The organism is Micromonospora sp. NPDC126480, from assembly GCF_040302465.1.
Classification (GTDB): domain Bacteria; phylum Actinomycetota; class Actinomycetes; order Mycobacteriales; family Micromonosporaceae; genus Micromonospora.
Genome location: NZ_JBEORU010000013.1, coordinates 122,053 through 140,672, shown reverse-complemented (window position 1 = coordinate 140,672; position 18,620 = coordinate 122,053). Strand labels below are relative to the sequence as shown.

The following is an 18,620-nucleotide window of genomic DNA, read 5'->3' as shown; positions in this document are numbered from 1 at the left end:
GTTAACACCGCGCTGGCCCGCGCGGGGCCGGTCAGCGCCGCCCGCCGTTCGCTGCCGCGTCGATGAGCCACCGGGAGATGGAGTACGCCGGCGGCAGCTCCGCGGGCAGCCCGTCGAGCGGGAACCAGCGCGCCTCGGCCAGCTCCCGCCCGTCGACGACCGGCTCGGCCAGCGGGTCCGCGGCGCGGGCGGTGAAACCGGCCAGCAGCGTCCCCGGCCCGGACATCGCCCACGGCTGGCTGCCGAAGTACGCCACCCGGTCCACGGCCAGCCCGACCTCCTCGCCGACCTCCCGGCGGACCGCCTCCTCCAGCGTCTCGCCGGCCTCCACGAACCCGGCGACCAGCGCCCACAACCCCGCCGGCCCGTACGCGTGGCGCACCAGCAGCAGCTCGTCCGGGCGGCCGTCCGGGCCGGGCCGGGTCACCGCGGTCAGGACCGCCGCGGACAGCTGCATCGGCACGTACAGCTCGCACCCGGGGCAGCGCCGGGCCGTCTCGCCGGGTACGTCGGCCAGCTCCTCGCGGCAGGCCCCGCACCACCGGTGGGTGCGCCGCCAGGTGATCAGGGCCAACGCCCGACCGGCGAGCGCGGCGTACGGCTCGGGCAGTTCGGCGGCGATCGACCGCCAGCCCCGCCACCGGCCGGCCACGCCGTCCTCGCCCGGCAGCTCGGCCGTCCAGACCGGCCGGCCGTCGAGGGTGCCCAGCGGGACCCACCCGGTGCCGGCGGGCAGGTCGGCGACCCGCGGGAAGGTGCCGTCCGGGCCGGTGAGCAGCCGACGCCCGGCAACCGGAAGTGCAAGGTCACCGGCGTCCGGGGTGGCGACCGCCGCGCCGGGTACGAACGCGCCGGCACCCGGGCGGTCACCCGACGAGCCGGCGGCCGGCTGCTCGTCCGCCCGGCCGGTCACGAACCCGCGGGCCGGCGGTCGACCACCCCGGCACCCGGCGGCAGGTCGAACGCGGTGCTGTCGACGGTCTCCCGGTACCGGGTCAGGGCCAGGTCGACCGGCGCGCCGTCCACCTGGCCGGTGAAGCTGCCCAGTGCCCCCTCGGTGGTCACGCAGGCGCTGAAGTCGTTGGCCGATCCGCGTACCTCGACGCAGCTGGCGTGCCGCCCGGCGAGGGTGGTGTCACTGCTGGTGATCAGCGCGTCCGGGTCGAGGGCGGCCGCGGTCAGCAATCCGACGACCACCGGCGGGGTGACCAGGCCCTGCCGCTTGGCCTCGGCGAACATGGCGACCGACGGTTTGGCCGTGGTGGCCGGCGGCGGCTCCAGGGTGCAGACCGTCCGCCCGCCGGAGGTCCCGCACCGGGTCGTCGCCTCCTCGGTGACGGTCAGTCTGCCCCCTGGCCAGGTGTACGCCGAACGGGCCGGCTCCTGCGCCTGCGCGATGCTGGCGGTCTGTCCGGCGGCGAGCTGGTAGTCGGCCGAGTACGTCAGGGTCAGTGCCTGGTCCAGCCGGTTCGCGAGATCGTTCACCAGGTCGGAGTGGCCGATGGCCCGGCCGGCGTCGTCGAGGGTCTGACAGCCGGTGACGGTGAGCGACGCGATGACCAGTGCGGCGAGCAGGCGGAGACGGGTCGAGGCGGCGGGCATGGCGCCCAGCCTTGCCGATCGGGTCAACCGCGCGCAAACCCGTTGCCGGTTGACGTACGAGAATACGGGAATGTCCGTCCCGGAGGCGGGTCCCGGACACGCCGCGTGACGGCGTGGCCGGCCGCCCGGTACACCGGGCGACGCGGTGCGCCACGGCGTCGCCCGATACGCTGCGTTGCAACACCTGCCTCAGCCGCACCGTCGCGGCCCATACCGGACCGGCACACACACATGAGGAGCGACTCAGTGGCAACCATCGAGGGAATCGTCGCCCGGGAGATTCTGGACTCGCGGGGCAACCCGACGGTCGAGGTCGAGGTCGGGCTCGACGACGGCACGATCGCCCGTGCCGCGGTGCCCTCCGGCGCCTCCACCGGCGCCTTCGAGGCGATCGAGCTGCGCGACGGTGACAAGGACCGCTACCTGGGCAAGGGTGTCGAGAAGGCGGTCTCGAACATCGAGGACAAGATCGTCGACGAGCTGATCGGGTACGAGGCCAGCGAGCAGCGGCTGATCGACCAGCGGATGCTCGACATCGACGGTACGGACAACAAGAGCGAGCTGGGCGCCAACGCGATCCTGGGCGTCTCGCTGGCGGTGGCGAAGGCGGCCGCCGGCAGCGCCGAGCTGAGCCTGTTCCGCTACCTCGGCGGGCCGAACGCGCACCTGCTGCCGGTCCCGATGATGAACATCCTCAACGGCGGGGCCCACGCGGACTCCAACGTCGACATCCAGGAGTTCATGATCGCGCCGATCGGCGCGCCGACGTTCCGGGACGCGCTGCGCTCCGGTGCCGAGGTCTACCACGCGCTGAAGTCGGTGCTGAAGAAGAAGGACCTCTCGACCGGTCTCGGCGACGAGGGCGGCTTCGCGCCGAACCTGCCGACCAACGCCGCCGCGCTGGACCTGATCGCCGAGGCGGTCGAGAACGCCGGCTACCGGCTCGGCACGGACATCGTCTTCGCGCTCGACGTGGCGGCGACGGAGTTCTTCGAGAACGGCACCTACACGTTCGAGGGCGCCACCAAGACCGCGGAGGAGATGAGCGCCTACTACACCAAGCTCGCCGACGCGTACCCGATCGTCTCGATCGAGGACCCGCTGGCGGAGGACGACTGGTCCGGCTGGCAGACGCTTACCGCGTCCATCGGTGACCGGATCCAGATCGTGGGCGACGACCTGTTCGTCACGAACCCGCAGCGCATCGCCCGGGGCATCGCCGAGAACGCCGCCAACGCCGTACTCGTCAAGGTCAACCAGATCGGGTCGCTCACCGAGACCCTGGACGCGGTGGACCTGGCCCACCGGGCCGGCTTCAAGTGCATGATGAGCCACCGCTCCGGCGAGACCGAGGACACCACCATCGCCGACCTGGCCGTCGCCACCGGCTGCGGCCAGATCAAGACCGGCGCTCCGGCCCGCTCGGACCGCGTCGCCAAGTACAACCAGCTGCTGCGGATCGAGGAGGAGCTGGCCGACGCGGCGCGGTACGCCGGAGCGGGCGCCTTCCCGCGCTACCGTTCGGCCTGAGGGACGCGAAGCCTCGGGGGAGGGGTGTGAGGATGCAGCAGCGTCGCACGCCGGGTGGCCAGCGTCCCGCCCGCCGGCCCGGTCAGACCGGCCGGCCGGGCGGGGCCCGCGGTGCCCGACCGGTCCGCGAGAGCGGTGTCCGCGCCGAGCCGCGGGCGACCGCCGGTCGCGCGCCGGCCCGGGCCACCGAGGGGGTACGCGCGACGAACCGGCCGGCCGCCCGGCGGACGGCTGCCGGTGGCGCGGTGAAGCGGCTCTCCGCACCCCACCCCCGACGCTTCACGGGGCGGGCGACCGTGCTGTTCGCGGTGCTCATCGCGCTCGCCCTCGGCTACACCTATCCGGTCCGGGTCTACCTGGACCAGCAGGCCGACATCGCCCGGATGGAGGCCGCCCAGGCGGCGCAGCGGGAGCAGATCGAGGAGCTGTCCGAGCGGGCCGCCAAGTGGCAGGACCCCAAGTACATCGAGGCGAAGGCGCGGGAGCGGTTCTTCATGGTCCGCCCCGACGAGAAGATCCTTGTGGTGCTGCGCGACCCGGAGGGCGCCGCCCGGGACGCGGGCCAGTCCGCCGGTCCGGCTCAGCCGGTACCGCCCGACCCCTGGTACAACACGCTGTGGTCGAGCGTCGAGGCGGCCAACGGGGACCGGCCCGACGCGTGAGCACCACCGCACCGACCGAGGAAAGGGCACCGTGACAGTCGTACCGCCGCCGGAGCCGGCCGCTGCCTCCGTACCCCTGCCGCAGCGGGAACCGGCCACGGCGGCCGACCTGGCTGCGGTGGCCGCGCAGCTCGGCCGCCCGCCCCGCGGCACCCGGGCGGTGGCCCACCGCTGCCCCTGCGGCCTGCCGGACGTGGTGGAGACGACGCCGCGGCTGGCCGACGGCACGCCCTTCCCGACGCTGTTCTACCTGACCTGCCCCCGCGCGACGGCCGCGTGCAGCCGGCTGGAGTCGGCCGGGCTGATGAAGGAGATGGCCGACCGGCTCGCGGCGGATCCGGAGCTGGCGGCGCACTACCGGGCCGCGCACGAGGACTACCTGGAGCGGCGGGAGGCGATCGGTCACGTGCCGGAGATCGCCGGTATCTCGGCCGGCGGGATGCCCGGCCGGGTGAAGTGCCTGCACGTGCACCTCGGGCACGCGCTCGGCGCCGGCCCGGGCGTGAACCCGCTCGGCGACGAGACGCTGGGGCTGATTGAGCCGTGGTGGACCGGCGGGCCGTGCGTGGACGTGCCGGCGGACGAGTGAGATGACCGCTCCTGCGGGGCCGCCCGCGGCCGACGAGATCGTGGTGCGGCGGGCCCGGACCACCGACATTCGGGGGATCCGGCGGCTTGTCGACACGTACACCGACGACCGACGGCTGCTCAGCAAGGCGACGGTGACCCTGTACGAGGACGTGCAGGAGTTCCGCGTGGCGGTGGCGCCGGACGGCGGCGTGGTCGGGTGCGGGGCCCTGCACGTGATGTGGGAGGACCTGGCCGAGATCCGTACGGTGGCGGTCGACCCGGCGTACCGCGGCCGCAAGATCGGGCACCGGATCGTCGGCGAGCTGATCGACGCGGCCCGGGAGTTGGGCGTGGCGCGGATCTTCGTGCTCACCTTCGAGACCCGGTTCTTCGGCTCGTTCGGGTTCGCCGAGATCGACGGGGCGCCGGTGCCGCAGCCGGTCTACGAGCAGTTGCTGCGCTCGTACGACGAGGGTGTCGCGGAGTTCCTCGACCTGGAGCGGGTGAAGCCAAACACCCTCGGCAACACCCGGATGCTGCTGCGCCTCTGAGCGGGGCGTGCCTTGATCGTCTGATGGCGTGCCGGTCCTTCCGGCCTTCCGGGACCGGCACGCCATCATCTGATCACGGGGTGCCGCCCTGCCGTAGGGTTGCGGGCGTGACGACGCGCGTGGCCGCCATCGACTGCGGGACCAACTCGATCCGCCTGCTGGTCGCCGACCTGCCCGACCCGGCCGCCGGCCCCGCCGCTCCCCTGCGTGATTTGAGCCGCCGGATGGAGATCGTCCGGCTCGGCCAGGGCGTCGACCGCACCGGTCGGCTGGCCCCGGAGGCGATCGAGCGGACGCGCGTGGCGCTGGCCGACTACGCCGCCGAGATCGAGAAGCTGGGCGCCGAGCGGATCCGGATGTGCGCCACCTCGGCGTCCCGGGACGCGGAGAACGCCGCCGACTTCCGCGCCATGGTGGAGCGGACGCTCGGCGTCGCCCCCGAGGTGGTGACCGGCGACGAGGAGGCCCGGCTCTCCTTCACCGGCGCGGTACGCGGGCTACCCACCGACGCGCGCGAGCCGTACCTGGTGATCGACATCGGCGGCGGCTCGACCGAGTTCGTGGTCGGCACCCGCGCCGGCGGCGTCGACGCCGCCATCTCGATGGACATCGGCTGCGTCCGGATGACCGAGCGGCACCTGCACGGCGACCCGCCGGGCCTGGACGAGATCGCGGCGGCGCAGGCCGACATCGCGGTCGCGGTGGACCGGGCGCTGGACACGGTGCCCGGCCGGGAGGCCGCCACGCTGGTCGGGCTCGCCGGGTCGGTCACCACCGTGGTCGCCATCGCTCAGGGCCTTCAGGAGTACGACCCGCAGCGCATCCACCACGCCCGGGTGCCGTACACCGCGGTGGCCGACGTGACCGCCGACCTGCTGGCGAAGAGCCGCGACGAGCGCCTCGCGATCCCGGTCATGCACCCGGGCCGGGCCGACGTGATCGGCGCGGGCGCCCTGGTGCTCCGGGTGATCATGGAGCGCGCCGGCATGGACTCGGTGGTCGCCTCCGAGCACGACATCCTCGACGGCATCGCCTGGAGCCTGCAGTAGCGGCTGACGGCGGGCCGCTGCCCCACCAGGCCCGGTCGGGGGCGCCGCACGTGCACCTGTCCCCGACCTGGCGAACGCCCCCGCGATGCCCTGCATCACGTTTCGTGCGGTGACCCGGCCGCGCTGCACGTCCCGCGCCGCCCGGCGGCGGGTCCCGTTGACGCTACTTCGCAATACGCACTAGTGTGCAATGCGTGGACACCACGCAACTGCTCAAGGGCGTGCTGGATCTGGCCGTCCTCGCGGTGCTCCGGGACGAGGACGGCTACGGCTACGACATCCTGCGCCGGCTGCGCGACGCCGGGCTGGAGGAGGTCGGCGACGCCTCGGTCTACGGCACGCTGCGCCGCCTCTTCGCCGCCGGCTTCCTCACCACCTACGTGGTCCCCAGCGAATCCGGGCCGCACCGCAAGTACTACTCGCTCAACGCCGCCGGCCGCGACCAGCTCGCCCGGTCCGGCAAGCTCTGGCGTTCGTTCGCCACCACCATGGACGCACTGCTCGACGATCGGGGGAGGGCGGCATGACCGTCTCTGAGCAGGAGATCAACGACTACGTCGCCCGGGTCCGGTCCGCGCTGGCCGACCTGCCGCCGGCGGTCCGCGACGAGCTGACCGAGGACCTGCCGGAACACCTGGCCGTGGTGGCCGCCGAGGCCGGGGGATCGCTTGTCGAACGGCTCGGCGCACCCGAGGCGTACGCCGTCGAGCTGCGTGCCGCCGCCGGTGTCGGCGCGGGCCGGCGCCGGCTGGGCGGGCGGCTGACCGACTTCACCGGCCGCGCCCGCGCGCAGCTGCGCGCCCTCGACAAGCAGCTCGGCCCGCCCCTCGGGTACGCGACGGTGCGCGAGTTCCTCCGTCTGTTCGCCCCGGGCTGGTGGGTGCTGCGCGCCTACCTCGCGGCGATGCTGCTGACGGTGGTCAGCACCGGCGGCTCGTTCGGGCTGCTGCCCCGGGTCGACGGCAACGTACAGGCCGGTCTGATGGTCCTGGCGGCGCTGGTCGTCGCCTCGGTCGCGCTCGGCCGGCGGGGCGACCGCCTGCGCACCTGGCCACGGCGCGGGTTGGTGGCCGGCAACGTCGTGCTCGTGGTGTTCGCCCTGTCGGCGCTCGCCAACGCCGAGGACCGGCTCGGCTACACCGACTACTGGTACGACCAGACCGCCGTCGACGGGCGCTACGAGCACATCCGCGACGTCTTCGTCTACGACAGTGAAGGGCGGCTCGTCGAGAACGCCCGCCTGTTCGACCAGAACGGCGACCCGATCCGGCTCGGCTACCCGGACTGCCCCGACCTGCGTGACCCGCACGGCACGGGGAACCCGTTGCTGCGCGCGTACCCGTACTGCCCCGAGGCGGCGCCGTTCGGGCCCCGGCCAACGTCAGCGGGTTCCCGGCCGGTGCTGCCGCCGCTTCCCGTCCCGTCCGGAGACCCCCGCCCGTCCGAGGCGCCGACGGCGTCCCCGGCGGTCACTCCGTCCGGCGCGGCCTCTCCGTCGCCCGCCGCGACGCCGAGCGCCGAGCCCACCGGCTGAGTGTTAAGAAGGGGCCCCTCCTCTACACGAGGCGTTAAGAAGGGGCCCTTCCTTACACCTTGCTGGAAAATGGCTGAACGGATGAGGTTGGCGGGGCGGCGGGCGGGGCCCGGGGTCGCTTACGGTGTCGACCGCACGTTCAACCCTCGGAAGGAATCCCCGTGTCAGAGCAGGTCGCACCGCCCCCCGCCCCGGACGCCCCGCAGGCTCAGCCCGGCGTCCCGGCACCGCCGCCGGCCCCGGAGCCGGCCAAGAAGTCCGGCGGCAAGAAGGTGCTCGGCATCGTCGGCGCGATCGTCGTGGGCCTGGTGATCGTCGGCCTCAAGTTCGGCGTCGGGTCCCTCCTCAACCAGGACGAGACCGCGGAGGCCAAGGCCGGTGACTGCATCGCCGAGCTGCCCAAGGTGACCGGCACCGAGGCGAAAAAGGTGGACGGCGCGAAGGTCGTCGAGTGCACGTCCACCGACGCCGCGTACGAGGTGGTCGGACGGGTCGACGGCCAGACCGAGGCGCAGGCCCGCGAGGGCGCGGCGTGCGACCAGTTCTTCACGGAGGGTCAGGAAGGTTGGGTGTTCTCCAGCATCGAGCCGGGCAAGACGGGCTACCTGCTCTGCCTCACCAAGAAGGGCTGAGCGGCCCACCGGACGACGCCGACGGCGGTGCGGGTGCCTCCCGCGCCGCCGTCGCCGTGTCCGGGTTGCCGAGGGGCGAACAGGAGGTGAATGCCACTTCCCCGGCGTCTTCCCGGGGCCGTCGCGGCGTGGCAGGCTACCGGCACGTAGGACCACTGGGCGACCAGCCAACGATGACTGACCGCTAGGAGGACGGCCGATGGGCGAGATGGTTACGTACCGGAGCAACGGTGGTACGGGTGAGGGTTATCTCGCGATACCGTCCGGCGGTGCGGCCAGCCCGGCGGTCATCGTCATCCAGGACTGGTGGGGCCTCGTGCCCCACGTACGGGCGGTCGTCGACCGGTTCGCCGAGGCGGGCTTCGTCGCCCTCGCCCCGGACTTCCGGCACGGCGGGCCGGCCAGCAAGCCGGACGAGCCACGGCAGATGCTGAACAGCTCGCAGATGGACGAGGCCGCGGCGGACATCGCCGGCGCGGCCGACTACCTCGCGGGCCGGCTGGAGGTCACCGGCAAGATCGGCTGCGCGGGCTTCTGCGCCGGCGCCAGCCTCGCGCTCTGGTCCGCCACCCGCACCGAGCGGATCGTGGCCACCTCCGCGTTCTACCCGCGGCTGCCCTGGGACGGCATGCGTCCCGAGTGGACGGACTACGCGGGCAAGGACGCCGTCATCCACTGCTCCGAGGCCGACGGCACATCGGCCGACGAGGGCGTGCAGGCCGTGCGCCGGGCCATCGAGGCGGCCGGCGGCACCTGCCAGACGTACGACTACCCGGGCACCGCGCACGCCTTCTTCAACGAGGACCGGCCGGAGAACTTCGACCAGCGCGCCGCCGCCACCGCCTGGGCCCGCACCCTCGAACTCTTCCGGGCCAAGCTTGGCTGAGTCGCGTACCGCAGGGGAGGTCGCCGCGCGCGCCGCGCGGGCGACCGGCCTGGCCGACCTCGACGCTGCGGTGAGCGACTGTTTCGCCTGTCCCCGGCTCGTCGACTGGCGCGAGGAGGTGGCCCGGACCCGCCGGGCGGCCTTCCGCGACCAGGAGTACTGGGGTCGCCCGGTGCCCGGCTTCGGCGACCCGGCGGCCCGGATCGCCATCCTGGGCCTCGCGCCCGCCGCACACGGCGGGAACCGCACCGGCCGCATCTTCACCGGTGACCGCTCCGGCGACGTGCTGTTCGCCGCCCTGCACCGGGCCGGACTGGCGAATCAGCCGACAAGCGTCGCCGCCGACGACGGTCTCGCGCTCCGCGACACCCGGATCTTCGCGGCGGTGCGCTGCGCGCCGCCGGACAACAAACCCACCCCGGCCGAGCGGGACACCTGCGCCCCGTGGCTGCACCGCGAGGTGGCGCTGATCCGGCCGGCCCTGCGCGTCGTGGTCACGCTGGGTGCCTTCGCCTGGTCCGCGTGGTGGCCGGCGCTGCGCCAGGTGTACGGGGTGCGCCCGCCCAGCCCGCGACCGGTGTTCACGCATGGGGCACACTGGTCCGGAACGGCCGTACCGGAAGTGCTCGGCTGCTACCACGTCAGCCAGCAGAACACCTTCACCGGACGGCTGACACCAGGAATGCTTGACGAGGTGTTCGGCCGGGCGAAGCAACTGGCCGGGGTGGAGTAGAGACTGCGGGGCGGTGGCGATGACGGACGGGACGCGCCGGTCCACGCCGTACCTCCCGGAGGACCTCGGTGTGCTCCGCCGGTGGTGGCCCGTCGGTGCGGTCGTGTTGCTGCTGGCCGCCGCCACGGTCGCCGCGACGCGTTCGTCGATCGGCGCGAGCCGGGTCCCGCCCGCCGCCGAGAGCGTGCCGCTCGTCCCGGAGTACCCGACGGTCGAGCCGGTGCCGTCGATCCCGGTCGAGCCCCGCGACGCCGGCGAGGTGAACAGCATGCAGATCCCCGAGTGGTTCGTGACCGGCCTCGGGGTGCTGCTCGGGCTGGCCGCGCTCGTCGTCGTCGGCCTGCTGCTGTGGACACTCGTACGGGGTGTGCTGCGCCGGACCACCCGGGCGCTGCCGAAGCAACCGGCCCGGCGTACGGCGGAGGGCACGGCCCGGGAGGTCGTGGCCGCACTCGACGCCGGCCTGGTCGACCTCGACGACGCCGACACCGACCCGCGTACGGCGGTGATCGCCTGCTGGGTCCGCCTGGAGGAGGCCGCCGACGGCGCCGGTGTGCGCCGCTTGGCCGGCGACACCCCCACCGACCTGGTGACCCGCCTGCTGCGCGGCGACCCGGCGGCCGGGGTTCCCGCGATCGCCAGCGCCGACGTGCTTGCCGTTTTCGCGCACGTCTACCGGGAGGCACGGTACGCCACCCGCCCGGTCGACGAACGCACCCGCGACCAGGCCCGGGCAGCGCTGGGCCGGCTGCGCGGCGAACTCACCGCCCTGACCGCCGGCGAGGTGCCGGCATGACCGCCCCCGGGTGGCCGACCCGACCCGAGGAGGGGTCGAGGTGAGCAGCACCAGCATCGACGACCTGCTCACCTTCGAGGAGGAGCGGCCAAGGCCCGAGGGACCGGCCGGAGGCGGGCGGTTCCGGTCGGCGCTGCGGACCCTGGCCGGCGTCGCCGCCGTGGTGGTCGTGCTGGTCGCCGGCCTTCGCGCGGTCGGTCTGCAGGTCTCGCTCCTGGTCCTGGTGGCCGGGGTGGTCGCGCTGTTCGCGGTGCGCCGGATCGTCACCGCGCTGGCGTTCCCGGCGCGCAACCCGCCGCCGGCCGGTACGCCGACTCCGGTCCGCCTCAGCGCGGACGACGGCACCTGGAACTGGGCCGCCATGGACGCCCTCCGCGCCGCCATCAACAGCTGGGAGACGCCGCTGGACTGGTCGGCCACCCGGCCCGAGCGCTTCAACCAGGTGATCCTGCCCCGGCTCGGTGAACTGGCCGACGAGCGGCTGCGCCTGCGTCACGGCGTGACCCGCGGCTCGGACCCCGCCCGGGCCCGGACGCTGCTCGGTGACCGGCTGTCGACCTTCCTGGAGAGCCCGCCCCGCCGCCCCCCGTCGCCGCGCGAGCTCGCGGCGATCGTCGCCGAACTGGAGAAACTGTGATGAAGGACGTGGACCGGAGCCTGCCCGCCACGGAGGTCGGCCACCTCGCGCGGTCGGTGCTGGACGCGGTCGGTACGGTCGTCGTCGGCAAGCGGGAGGCGTTGGAGCTGGTTCTCGCCGGCATCCTGGCCGGCGGCCACGTGCTCCTGGAGGATCTGCCCGGGCTGGGCAAGACGCTGACCGCCCGGTCCTTCGCGCAGGCCCTCGGGTTGGACTTCCGCCGCCTCCAGTTCACCCCCGACCTGCTGCCGGCCGACGTGACCGGCTCGTTCCTGTACGACCAGCGCAGCGGGGACTTCGCGTTCCGCGCCGGGCCGGTCTTCACCAACCTGCTCCTCGCCGACGAGATCAACCGCACTCCGCCGAAGACCCAGTCGGCGCTGCTCGAGGCGATGCAGGAGAAGCAGGTCTCGGTCGAGGGCGTGACGTACCGGCTCGACGAGCCGTTCCACGTGCTCGCCACCGCGAACCCCGTCGAGTACGAGGGGACGTACCCGCTGCCCGAGGCCCAGCTGGACCGCTTCCTGCTCCGGGTCTCCTTCGGCTACCCGGACCACGGCGAGGAGTGGGAGGTGCTGCGCCGGCGGATGTCCCGCCGCCGCGAGGAGGCCGAGATCAAGCCGGTAGTCGACGCCGCGACCCTGCGCGCCATGCAGGCCGCGCTCGAGGACGTGGTCGTGGAGGACTCGATCGGCCGCTACATCGTCGCGTTGACCGCGGCCACCCGGGAGCACCCGTCGGTGCTGGTCGGGGCCTCGCCGCGCGGTTCGCTGGCGTTGCTGCTGCTGGCCCGGGTACGGGCGGTGATGGCCGGCCGGGACTACGTGGTGCCGGAGGACGTCAAGGAGGTGGCTGCGCCCGCCCTGGCGCACCGGATCACGCTCCGCCCGGAGATGTGGCTACGCCGGGTCGACCCGTCGTTCGTCGTCGGCGAGGTGCTGGAGGCGACCCCGGCGCCGGCGAGCGGCGCCCTGCCCAGCTACGCCGCCGGCCGGCCCGCACTCTGATGTCCCCGCCCACCGTGCCGCCGCCGGCGGAGCCGGAGCAGACCGGCGGCTGGGCACCGACCCGGGCGCTCGGCCGGGCGGTGCTCCTCACCGGCCTACTGCTGATCGCCGGCGTGCTGCTGGGCCGGGTCGACCTGATCGTGCTGGCCGCCCCGTTCGCGATCGGCACCGCGTACGCCCTACGCCGCCGGCCCGCCGCGCCACCGCAGGTCTGGATCGCCGCCGACGAGGGGCACCTGGTGGAGGGCGGCGAACTGACCGGACAGGTGACCGTCGGCAACCCGGGCCCGGTCGGCTACGACGTGGCCGTGGTGCGCAGCCGGGTGTCGCCCTGGCTGCGGATCGAGCGGGCGACGATCGCCGGCGCGTCGACCTCCGGTGAGCCGGGCAGCCCCCGGGCGGTCGCCGACCGTCCCTTCGTGACCGCCGTCCCGGCCGACGCCGCGGTCGACCTGGAACTGGCGGGCCGGGCGGCGCGGTGGGGACGGCACCCGCTCGGTCCGGCGGGCGTCCGGGCGTGCGCCGCGCACGGGCTGCTGGTCTCGCGCGCGGTGGTCACCGAACCGGTCCGCGTGCGGGTCTACCCGGTGACCGAGCCGTTCGACGCGGTGGAGGCGATGCCGCGCGCGGCGGGCCTGGTCGGTGCGCACCACTCACGACGGCCGGGTGAGGGTGGCGAACTGGCCGGCGTACGCGTCTTCGCCCCCGGTGACCGGCTGCGCCGGATCGACTGGCGGGTCTCGCTGCGGGCCCGGCAACTGCACGTCGCGGCCACCCTCTCCGACCGTGACGCCGAGGTGGTGGTGCTGCTCGACGTGCTCGCCGAGGCGGGCCGCTCGGGCGGCGTCGGCGGTGCGGCCACGGTGCTGGACACCACGGTGCGGGCCGCCGCGGCGATCGCCGAGCACTACCTGCACCGGGGCGACCGGGTCTCGATGCTGGAGTACGGCCCGGGTGCCCGCCGGCTGCGCCCCGCCACCGGCCGCCGCCAGTACCTGACGGTCCTGGAGTGGCTGCTCGACGTGCGCGCCCAGCCCTCCCCGCACGAGCCGTACGACCAGGTCTTCGGTCCGCAGGTGCTCTCCGCGGACGCGCTGGTGGTGGTGCTCACGCCGCTGCTGGACGAGCGGTCGGCGCAGATGCTCGCCCGGCTGGCCCGGTCGGGCCGTTTCGTGGTCGCCGTCGACACGCTGCCCGCCGATCTGGCGCCGCCGGAGGACCGGGGCTGGGCGGGGTTGGCGTACCGGCTGTGGCGGCTGGACCGGGACACGATGATGGGTCAGTTGCGGGAGCACGGCGTGCCGGTGGTGCGTTGGGCCGGCGCGGGCAGCCTCGACGAGGTGCTGCGGGACGTGGCCCGGCTCGCCACCGCGCCGAGAGCGGGGTCCAGGTGAGCCGGGTGGTGACGGCGGTGGCCGAGGGCGGCCGGCTATGAACGAGGTCGTCGAGCGGGTCCGCGTGGCGACCCGGGCGGCCGCCCGGGTCAGTCTGACGCCGCTGCTGGTGCGCGCCGCCATCTTCCTCAGCACCCTGGTCGGGCTGCTGCTCGCGTACCCCGCGGAGGTCCTCCGGGAGCAACCGCTTGTGGTGCCGCTTGTCGCATTGCTGCCGGCGGTGGGTCCGCGGCGGGTCTGGCCGACCTTCGCCGTCCTGGTCACCGTGGGGGGCTGGCTGCTGGCCATCGACGGCTACGGCCGGCCGGTCGCGCTCTGGCGGCTGCTCGCCGTGGCGTCGGCGGTCTACCTCACCCACACCCTGTGCGCGCTCGCGGCGGTGCTGCCGTACGACGCGGTCGTCGACCCGGACCTGGTCGTGCGCTGGCTGCTCCGGGCGGTCACGGTGCTGCTCGCCACCGCCGTGCTGGGCGTCCTCCTGGTCGAGCTGGCCGGGGCCGGCGAGGGCCGTGGCTTCCAGGTCGCGACGCTGGCCGGCCTGGCCGTCGCCGTCGCGGTGACCGCGTTGCTGGGGTGGCTGCTGCGCCGCCGGTGATCGCTGGGAAGGGGCCGGTCGACGGGCTCGGCGACGGCCCGGCGGCGAAGGGTTAGGCAGGTCACACCGGTTGTGCTCCGTCACAACCGGGGGCCGCGCGCGGGATTACCGCAGCCGCGCGGGGAAAGATAGATGGCGTGAATCCGAAGCGGATCCTTGTCGTGGGTGCCGGACACGTCGGCCTGTACGCCGCGCTGCGCTTGTCGAAGAAGCTCAGCAGGCGTGAGGCCGAGATCATCGTGGTCGACCCCCAGCCACACATGACCTACCAGCCGTTCCTTCCGGAGGCGGCGGCCGGCAACATCTCGCCCCGGCACTCCGTGGTGCCGCTGCGGCGGGAGTTGCGCAAGTGCAAGGTCCTGGTCGGCGCGGTCACCCGGATCGACCACGCCCGGAAGACGGCGGAGGTGCAGCCGATCATCGGCCCCACCCGGGAGATCCGGTACGACCACGTGGTGGTGGCCCCGGGTTCCGTCTCCCGGACGCTGCCGATCCCCGGCCTGCACGAGCACGGCATCGGCTTCAAGACCATCGGTGAGGCCATCTACCTGCGCAACCACGTGCTGGACCGGCTCGACGTGGCGGCTGCCACGCCGGACCCGGAGGTGCGCCGCAGGGCCCTGACGTTCGTCTTCGTCGGTGGTGGTTACGCCGGCATCGAGGCGCTCGCCGAGATGGAGGACATGGCCCGCGACGCGCTGCGGTACTACCCGGAGCTGAAGGCCGACGACATGCGCTGGGTGCTCGTCGAGGCCACCCAGCGGGTGCTGCCCGAGGTCGACCGCGACATGGGCGCCTACACGGTGCAGCAGCTGCTCAAGCGGAACATGGACATCCGGCTGGACACCCGCCTGGAGTCCTGTGTCGACGGGATGGTGAAGCTCTCCGACGGGGACAGCTTCCCCGCGGACACGATCGTCTGGACGGCCGGCGTGAAGCCGTCGCCGATGCTTGACGCCACCGACTTCCCCCGCGACGAGCGGCGGCGGATCACCTGCCTGCCCACCCTGCAGGTCGTCGACGGCGACCGCGTCGTGGACGGCGCGTGGAGCGCCGGTGACTGCGCGGCGGTGCCGGACCTGACGAAGGAGCCGGGCAACTACTGCTCGCCGAGCGCCCAGCACGCGGTGCGCCAGGCGGCCCGGATGGCCGACAACATCGTCAACGTCGTCCGTGGCCGGCAGCCGGTGAACTACAAGCACAAGCACGCCGGCAGCGTTGCCAGCCTGGGCCTGCACAAGGGCGTCGCCCAGGTGTACGGCGTCAAGATGAAGGGCTGGCCGGCCTGGTTCATGCACCGGACGTACCACATGAGCCGGATCCCGTCGTTCAACCGTAAGGTCCGGGTCGTGGCCGACTGGACGCTGGCGTTCTTCCTCAAGCGCGAGGTGGTCGCCCTGGGTCAGCTGCACGACCCGCGCGAGGAGTTCGCCGAGGCGTCCCAGCCGGTCGGCGCCGGCGCCCGCTGAGCCTGCAAGGAAGGGCCCCTTCTTAACGCCTCCGGTAGAGGAAGGGGCCCCTCTTAACACCCCGGGTCACTCAGACCCGCCAGATCCAGGCGTCGGCGACCCGGGTCGACGGGCCGTACAGCTGCTCCAGCGTGCCGCGCAGGCTGTCCGCGTGGCGGGTGTCGACCGTCAGCACCACGCACGAGGCGTCCCAGAAGTCCGCGTCCTCGGCGGCCTGCCGGCGCTGGTCCTCCCCGACGGCCGGCTGCAGCCCCCGCTTCCACACGCCGTCCAGCAGCCTTGCGGTGGGCCGCCGGCTGGTGCCCATCGCCGCCTTCCCGTTACGGCCGTACGGCCCGATGAAGAACCCCTCCGGCATGCCGAACTCGGCGTCCGCGGCGGTGGCCCAGCGCATCGGCCACGGTTCCGGCGGTGTGGCGAGCGGCACCGGGACCAGTACCCCGCCGGGCGGGACGCACTGGCGCCAGTGACCGGCCGTGATGAACTCCGGCACCGGCGGCCGCACGGCGGTCGGCAACGGCAGGGGGAACAGCGGCAGCAACGCCACCCCGACCGCCGCCGGCACCCACCGCCGGGACCGGCCGACGCCGCGCAGTGCGCGGTCGAGCGCCAGCACCAGCACGGTGGCGATGAGCGGGAGCGCGGCGAGCGCGAAACGCATCGGCAACGCGCCGTCCACCACCGGCAGGCCGGCGAGCAGGGCGTACGGCCCGGGCAGGGCGGTGCGCTCGCCGCCGACGACCACCTGGGGGCCGAGCGACAGCGCACCGGTCACCAGGATGCCGACGACGCACGCCACGACCAGTGGCCGCCGGCCCAACCAGAGCGCGCACGCGGCGGTGACAAGCAGCAGCGGCCAGCCGAGGAACGTGTTGTACTCGGCCGGCCCGGTGGTCAGCCGCGCCGCGCCGTCGGTGCCGAGCAGCGACAGCGGTGACACCGCCCACCAACTGCGCAGGTCGGCGGAGAAGTAGTGGGGGCTGAACATCCCGTCCGCCACGCCCTGCGGCCCGGCGAACTGGAACCACAGCGGCCAGCCCAGGACGAGCACGGCGAGCCCGGTGGCGATCAGCATGCCGCCGGCGAAGCTGGGCAGTGCCCGCCGGGCCAGGTCCCGGTCCGTCACCGCGTACGTGACCGCCATCACCAGCAGGGTCAGCGCGGCGAGGAACAGCACCTCCTCGCCGACGAACACCTGGACGCTGACCACCGCCGCGAGGGCCACCGCGGACGTCGCGATCCTCCGGCGGTCCGGGCCGGCGGTACGCCGCGGCGTCCCGCGGCCGGCGTGCGCGACCGGGTCGGCGGCCCGCAGCAGCCGGACGACCAGCCAGACGATCACCGGGACCAGCCACTGGGCCGTCATGTGCAGGTGGCTGTTGGTCTGCGACACCATGCCCGGGCCGAACCCGCAGAGCCCGGCACCCGTTACGGCGGCGGCGCGGCGGGCGCCGAGCGTACGCGTGTAGAGCAGGTACCAGGCGAACGCCGTACCGGCCAGATTCACGCCGGCCAGCAGGGCGAACGTGACCGGTGCGCCGAACAGGAGGGTGACCGGGGAGAGCAGCACGCCGAGGGCGATCACCGTGGTGTTGGTCATCAGGTTCACGCCGTCCGGCGCGTTCAACCGGTCGGTGAGCAGCCCGAAGTCGCCGAGCAGGGCGCGCGCGTCGACGGCCAGGAACCATTCGTACAGGGCCTGGTCCTCGGGGTTGAGCGACAACACCCGGACCGCCGGATCGGGCCAGAGTCCCTTCGTGAGCCAGCCGGCCAGCAGCAGGAACGAGAGCAGGACGGCCAGGTCCACGCGGCGCCGGGCCAGCAGGGCGGGCCAGTGCCGGAGCGAGAGCCGGGGGGCGGCGCGGACAACCTGGGCGGCGGCGTCGGAGGCCGTGGGGGCTGCGCTGCTCACGGTTCCGACCCTAGTGGGGGCGGGGCATCGGGGTACGCCGGGTCGCGCACGACCCGCTACGGTGACATTGCATCCGGGCGTCTCGGCGCGCGTGGTGTCACCCGCCCGGGTGGTGGAACGGCAGACACGGCCGCCTTAAAAGCGGCTGCCGCAAGGCGTGCGGGTTCGACCCCCGCCCCGGGCACTCATCGTTCGCTCGTCTCCCGCGTCTCCCGGGCGGCACCGGTCGTCTCCAGGATGAGTCCCGCGACCAGGTCGGGTTCGTCGCTCATCGGTACGTGTCCGCAGCCGGGAAGGGTCACCACCCGGGCCGAGGGCAGCCCGGCCCGGACGCGTTCGGCCTGGTGGACCCCGAAGATCCGGTCGCGCGCCCCCCAGCCGACCGTCACCGGCACGCTCGGGTCGGTCAGTCGGGCGCAGTCGAAGCGGTAGGCGCGGGAGGCACGGGCGACGGCGGTGAAGCCGACCGCCTTCCGCAGGGCGAGCGCGTCGCCGAACGCCCGCTCGAAGTCGAGCAGGGCGGGGCGGGCGACCAGCGGGGCGAAGCAGAGCGCCCGTAGGTACGCCGAGCGCAGCGCGACCCGCATGAGCGGGGTGGGCAGGTACGAGTTGGCCCGCAGCATCCGGAGGATGGCCAGGGCCCGGCGGCGCTCGGCGGGGGTGAAGAACCCGGCCGGGGAGAAGGCGGTGGCCGAGGCGACCGCCCCGGCCGCGGCGAGTTCCAGGGCGATCGCCCCGCCGAGGCTGTAGCCGGCCACGTGCGGGCGCTCCAGGCCCCATCCGGTGAGGACCGGCAGCAGCGCCGCCACGGTCGCGGTCATGTCGGCGGGCAGGCCGGTGTCGGGCACCGGGGACTCGCCGAAGCCCGGCAGGTCCAGCGCGATCACCTCATGCTTGGCGGTGAGCCGGTCGAACACCGGGTCCCAGGCCTGGTGGCGGTGGCCGATGCCGTGGATGAGCACGAGCGGCTCGCCGCTGCCACCACGACGGACGTGGATCTGCACGGTCATCCTCCCATCGAACTGCGGCCGAACGAGCGCCCGACCGGGCCCGGAGTCAGG

At 74.0% G+C, this 18,620-nt stretch carries 20 protein-coding genes and 1 tRNA gene; 17 read left to right on the top strand and 4 right to left on the bottom strand.

The genetic code is table 11. From position 1 onward, the window contains the following. Positions 1-31: 31 nt before the first annotated feature. Together nudC and ABTW87_RS14965 are read right to left on the bottom strand one after the other, a co-directional pair. Positions 32-913, bottom strand: a complete 882-nt coding sequence (gene nudC / locus ABTW87_RS14970) for an NAD(+) diphosphatase (protein ID WP_350651372.1) — start codon at positions 911-913, stop codon at positions 32-34. Continuing rightward, positions 910-1,602: a hypothetical protein gene (locus tag ABTW87_RS14965; protein WP_350651371.1), complete on the bottom strand. Its 693-nt coding sequence runs from the start codon at positions 1,600-1,602 to the stop codon at positions 910-912. The genes nudC and ABTW87_RS14965 overlap by 4 nt, the downstream gene beginning before the upstream one ends. Positions 1,603-1,848: 246 nt before the next feature. Between ABTW87_RS14965 and eno the strand changes: the two genes are divergently transcribed. From eno to ABTW87_RS14885, 16 genes are all read left to right on the top strand, one after another. Next, on the top strand, positions 1,849-3,132 hold the full coding sequence (gene eno / locus ABTW87_RS14960; protein WP_350651370.1) for a phosphopyruvate hydratase: 1,284 nt from the start codon (positions 1,849-1,851) through the stop codon (positions 3,130-3,132). Positions 3,133-3,164: 32 nt separating this feature from the next. Further along, positions 3,165-3,794: an FtsB family cell division protein gene (locus ABTW87_RS14955; RefSeq protein WP_350651369.1), complete on the top strand. Its 630-nt coding sequence runs from the start codon at positions 3,165-3,167 to the stop codon at positions 3,792-3,794. Between the two features lie 31 nt (positions 3,795-3,825). Continuing rightward, on the top strand, positions 3,826-4,383 hold the full coding sequence (locus tag ABTW87_RS14950) for a DUF501 domain-containing protein (RefSeq protein WP_350651368.1): 558 nt from the start codon (positions 3,826-3,828) through the stop codon (positions 4,381-4,383). A gap of 1 nt (position 4,384) precedes the next feature. Further along, positions 4,385-4,915, top strand: a complete 531-nt coding sequence (locus ABTW87_RS14945; protein ID WP_350651367.1) for an amino-acid N-acetyltransferase — start codon at positions 4,385-4,387, stop codon at positions 4,913-4,915. Between the two features lie 119 nt (positions 4,916-5,034). Further along, positions 5,035-5,964 (top strand): Ppx/GppA phosphatase family protein, encoded by a 930-nt coding sequence (locus tag ABTW87_RS14940; RefSeq protein WP_350651389.1) that lies wholly within the window; start codon positions 5,035-5,037, stop codon positions 5,962-5,964. Positions 5,965-6,158: 194 nt separating this feature from the next. Continuing rightward, positions 6,159-6,491 (top strand): PadR family transcriptional regulator, encoded by a 333-nt coding sequence (locus tag ABTW87_RS14935; protein ID WP_350651366.1) that lies wholly within the window; start codon positions 6,159-6,161, stop codon positions 6,489-6,491. Then, positions 6,488-7,498 carry an HAAS signaling domain-containing protein gene (locus ABTW87_RS14930; protein ID WP_350651365.1) on the top strand — a complete coding sequence of 337 codons (1,011 nt, stop codon included), beginning with the start codon at positions 6,488-6,490 and terminating at the stop codon, positions 7,496-7,498. Before ABTW87_RS14935 ends, ABTW87_RS14930 begins: the two co-directional genes overlap by 4 nt. A 161-nt stretch (positions 7,499-7,659) precedes the next feature. After that, complete coding sequence (locus ABTW87_RS14925) at positions 7,660-8,130, top strand: LppU/SCO3897 family protein (protein WP_350651364.1); 471 nt, start codon at positions 7,660-7,662, stop codon at positions 8,128-8,130. Between the two features lie 199 nt (positions 8,131-8,329). Further along, a complete protein-coding gene (locus ABTW87_RS14920) occupies positions 8,330-9,016 on the top strand; it encodes a dienelactone hydrolase family protein (RefSeq protein ID WP_350651363.1) in 687 nt (228 codons plus the stop codon). Then, positions 9,009-9,749, top strand: a complete 741-nt coding sequence (locus ABTW87_RS14915) for a uracil-DNA glycosylase (RefSeq protein WP_350651362.1) — start codon at positions 9,009-9,011, stop codon at positions 9,747-9,749. The genes ABTW87_RS14920 and ABTW87_RS14915 overlap by 8 nt, the downstream gene beginning before the upstream one ends. A 19-nt stretch (positions 9,750-9,768) precedes the next feature. Continuing rightward, positions 9,769-10,545, top strand: a complete 777-nt coding sequence (locus ABTW87_RS14910) for a DUF4129 domain-containing protein (protein ID WP_350651361.1) — start codon at positions 9,769-9,771, stop codon at positions 10,543-10,545. A gap of 40 nt (positions 10,546-10,585) precedes the next feature. Then, positions 10,586-11,182: a hypothetical protein gene (locus ABTW87_RS14905; RefSeq protein ID WP_350651360.1), complete on the top strand. Its 597-nt coding sequence runs from the start codon at positions 10,586-10,588 to the stop codon at positions 11,180-11,182. Beyond that, entirely contained in the window at positions 11,182-12,189 is a 1,008-nt protein-coding gene (locus ABTW87_RS14900) for an AAA family ATPase (RefSeq protein ID WP_350651359.1), read from the top strand. The genes ABTW87_RS14905 and ABTW87_RS14900 overlap by 1 nt, the downstream gene beginning before the upstream one ends. Then, positions 12,189-13,583, top strand: coding sequence for a DUF58 domain-containing protein (locus ABTW87_RS14895; RefSeq protein ID WP_350651358.1), 1,395 nt, complete (start codon positions 12,189-12,191; stop codon positions 13,581-13,583). The genes ABTW87_RS14900 and ABTW87_RS14895 overlap by 1 nt, the downstream gene beginning before the upstream one ends. A 37-nt stretch (positions 13,584-13,620) precedes the next feature. Next, positions 13,621-14,178 (top strand): hypothetical protein, encoded by a 558-nt coding sequence (locus ABTW87_RS14890; RefSeq protein ID WP_350651357.1) that lies wholly within the window; start codon positions 13,621-13,623, stop codon positions 14,176-14,178. Positions 14,179-14,315: 137 nt separating this feature from the next. Next, positions 14,316-15,647, top strand: coding sequence for an NAD(P)/FAD-dependent oxidoreductase (locus tag ABTW87_RS14885; protein ID WP_350651356.1), 1,332 nt, complete (start codon positions 14,316-14,318; stop codon positions 15,645-15,647). A 70-nt stretch (positions 15,648-15,717) separates the two neighbouring features. Here ABTW87_RS14885 and ABTW87_RS14880 read toward each other — a convergent pair whose 3' ends face one another. After that, a complete protein-coding gene (locus ABTW87_RS14880; protein WP_350651355.1) occupies positions 15,718-17,559 on the bottom strand; it encodes a hypothetical protein in 1,842 nt (613 codons plus the stop codon). A 103-nt stretch (positions 17,560-17,662) separates the two neighbouring features. Between ABTW87_RS14880 and ABTW87_RS14875 the strand changes: the two genes are divergently transcribed. Further along, positions 17,663-17,743, top strand: a tRNA-Leu gene (locus ABTW87_RS14875). A 1-nt stretch (position 17,744) separates the two neighbouring features. Here the strand turns inward: ABTW87_RS14875 and ABTW87_RS14870 are convergent. Continuing rightward, positions 17,745-18,569, bottom strand: coding sequence for an alpha/beta fold hydrolase (locus tag ABTW87_RS14870; RefSeq protein WP_350651354.1), 825 nt, complete (start codon positions 18,567-18,569; stop codon positions 17,745-17,747). Positions 18,570-18,620: the final 51 nt, after the last annotated feature.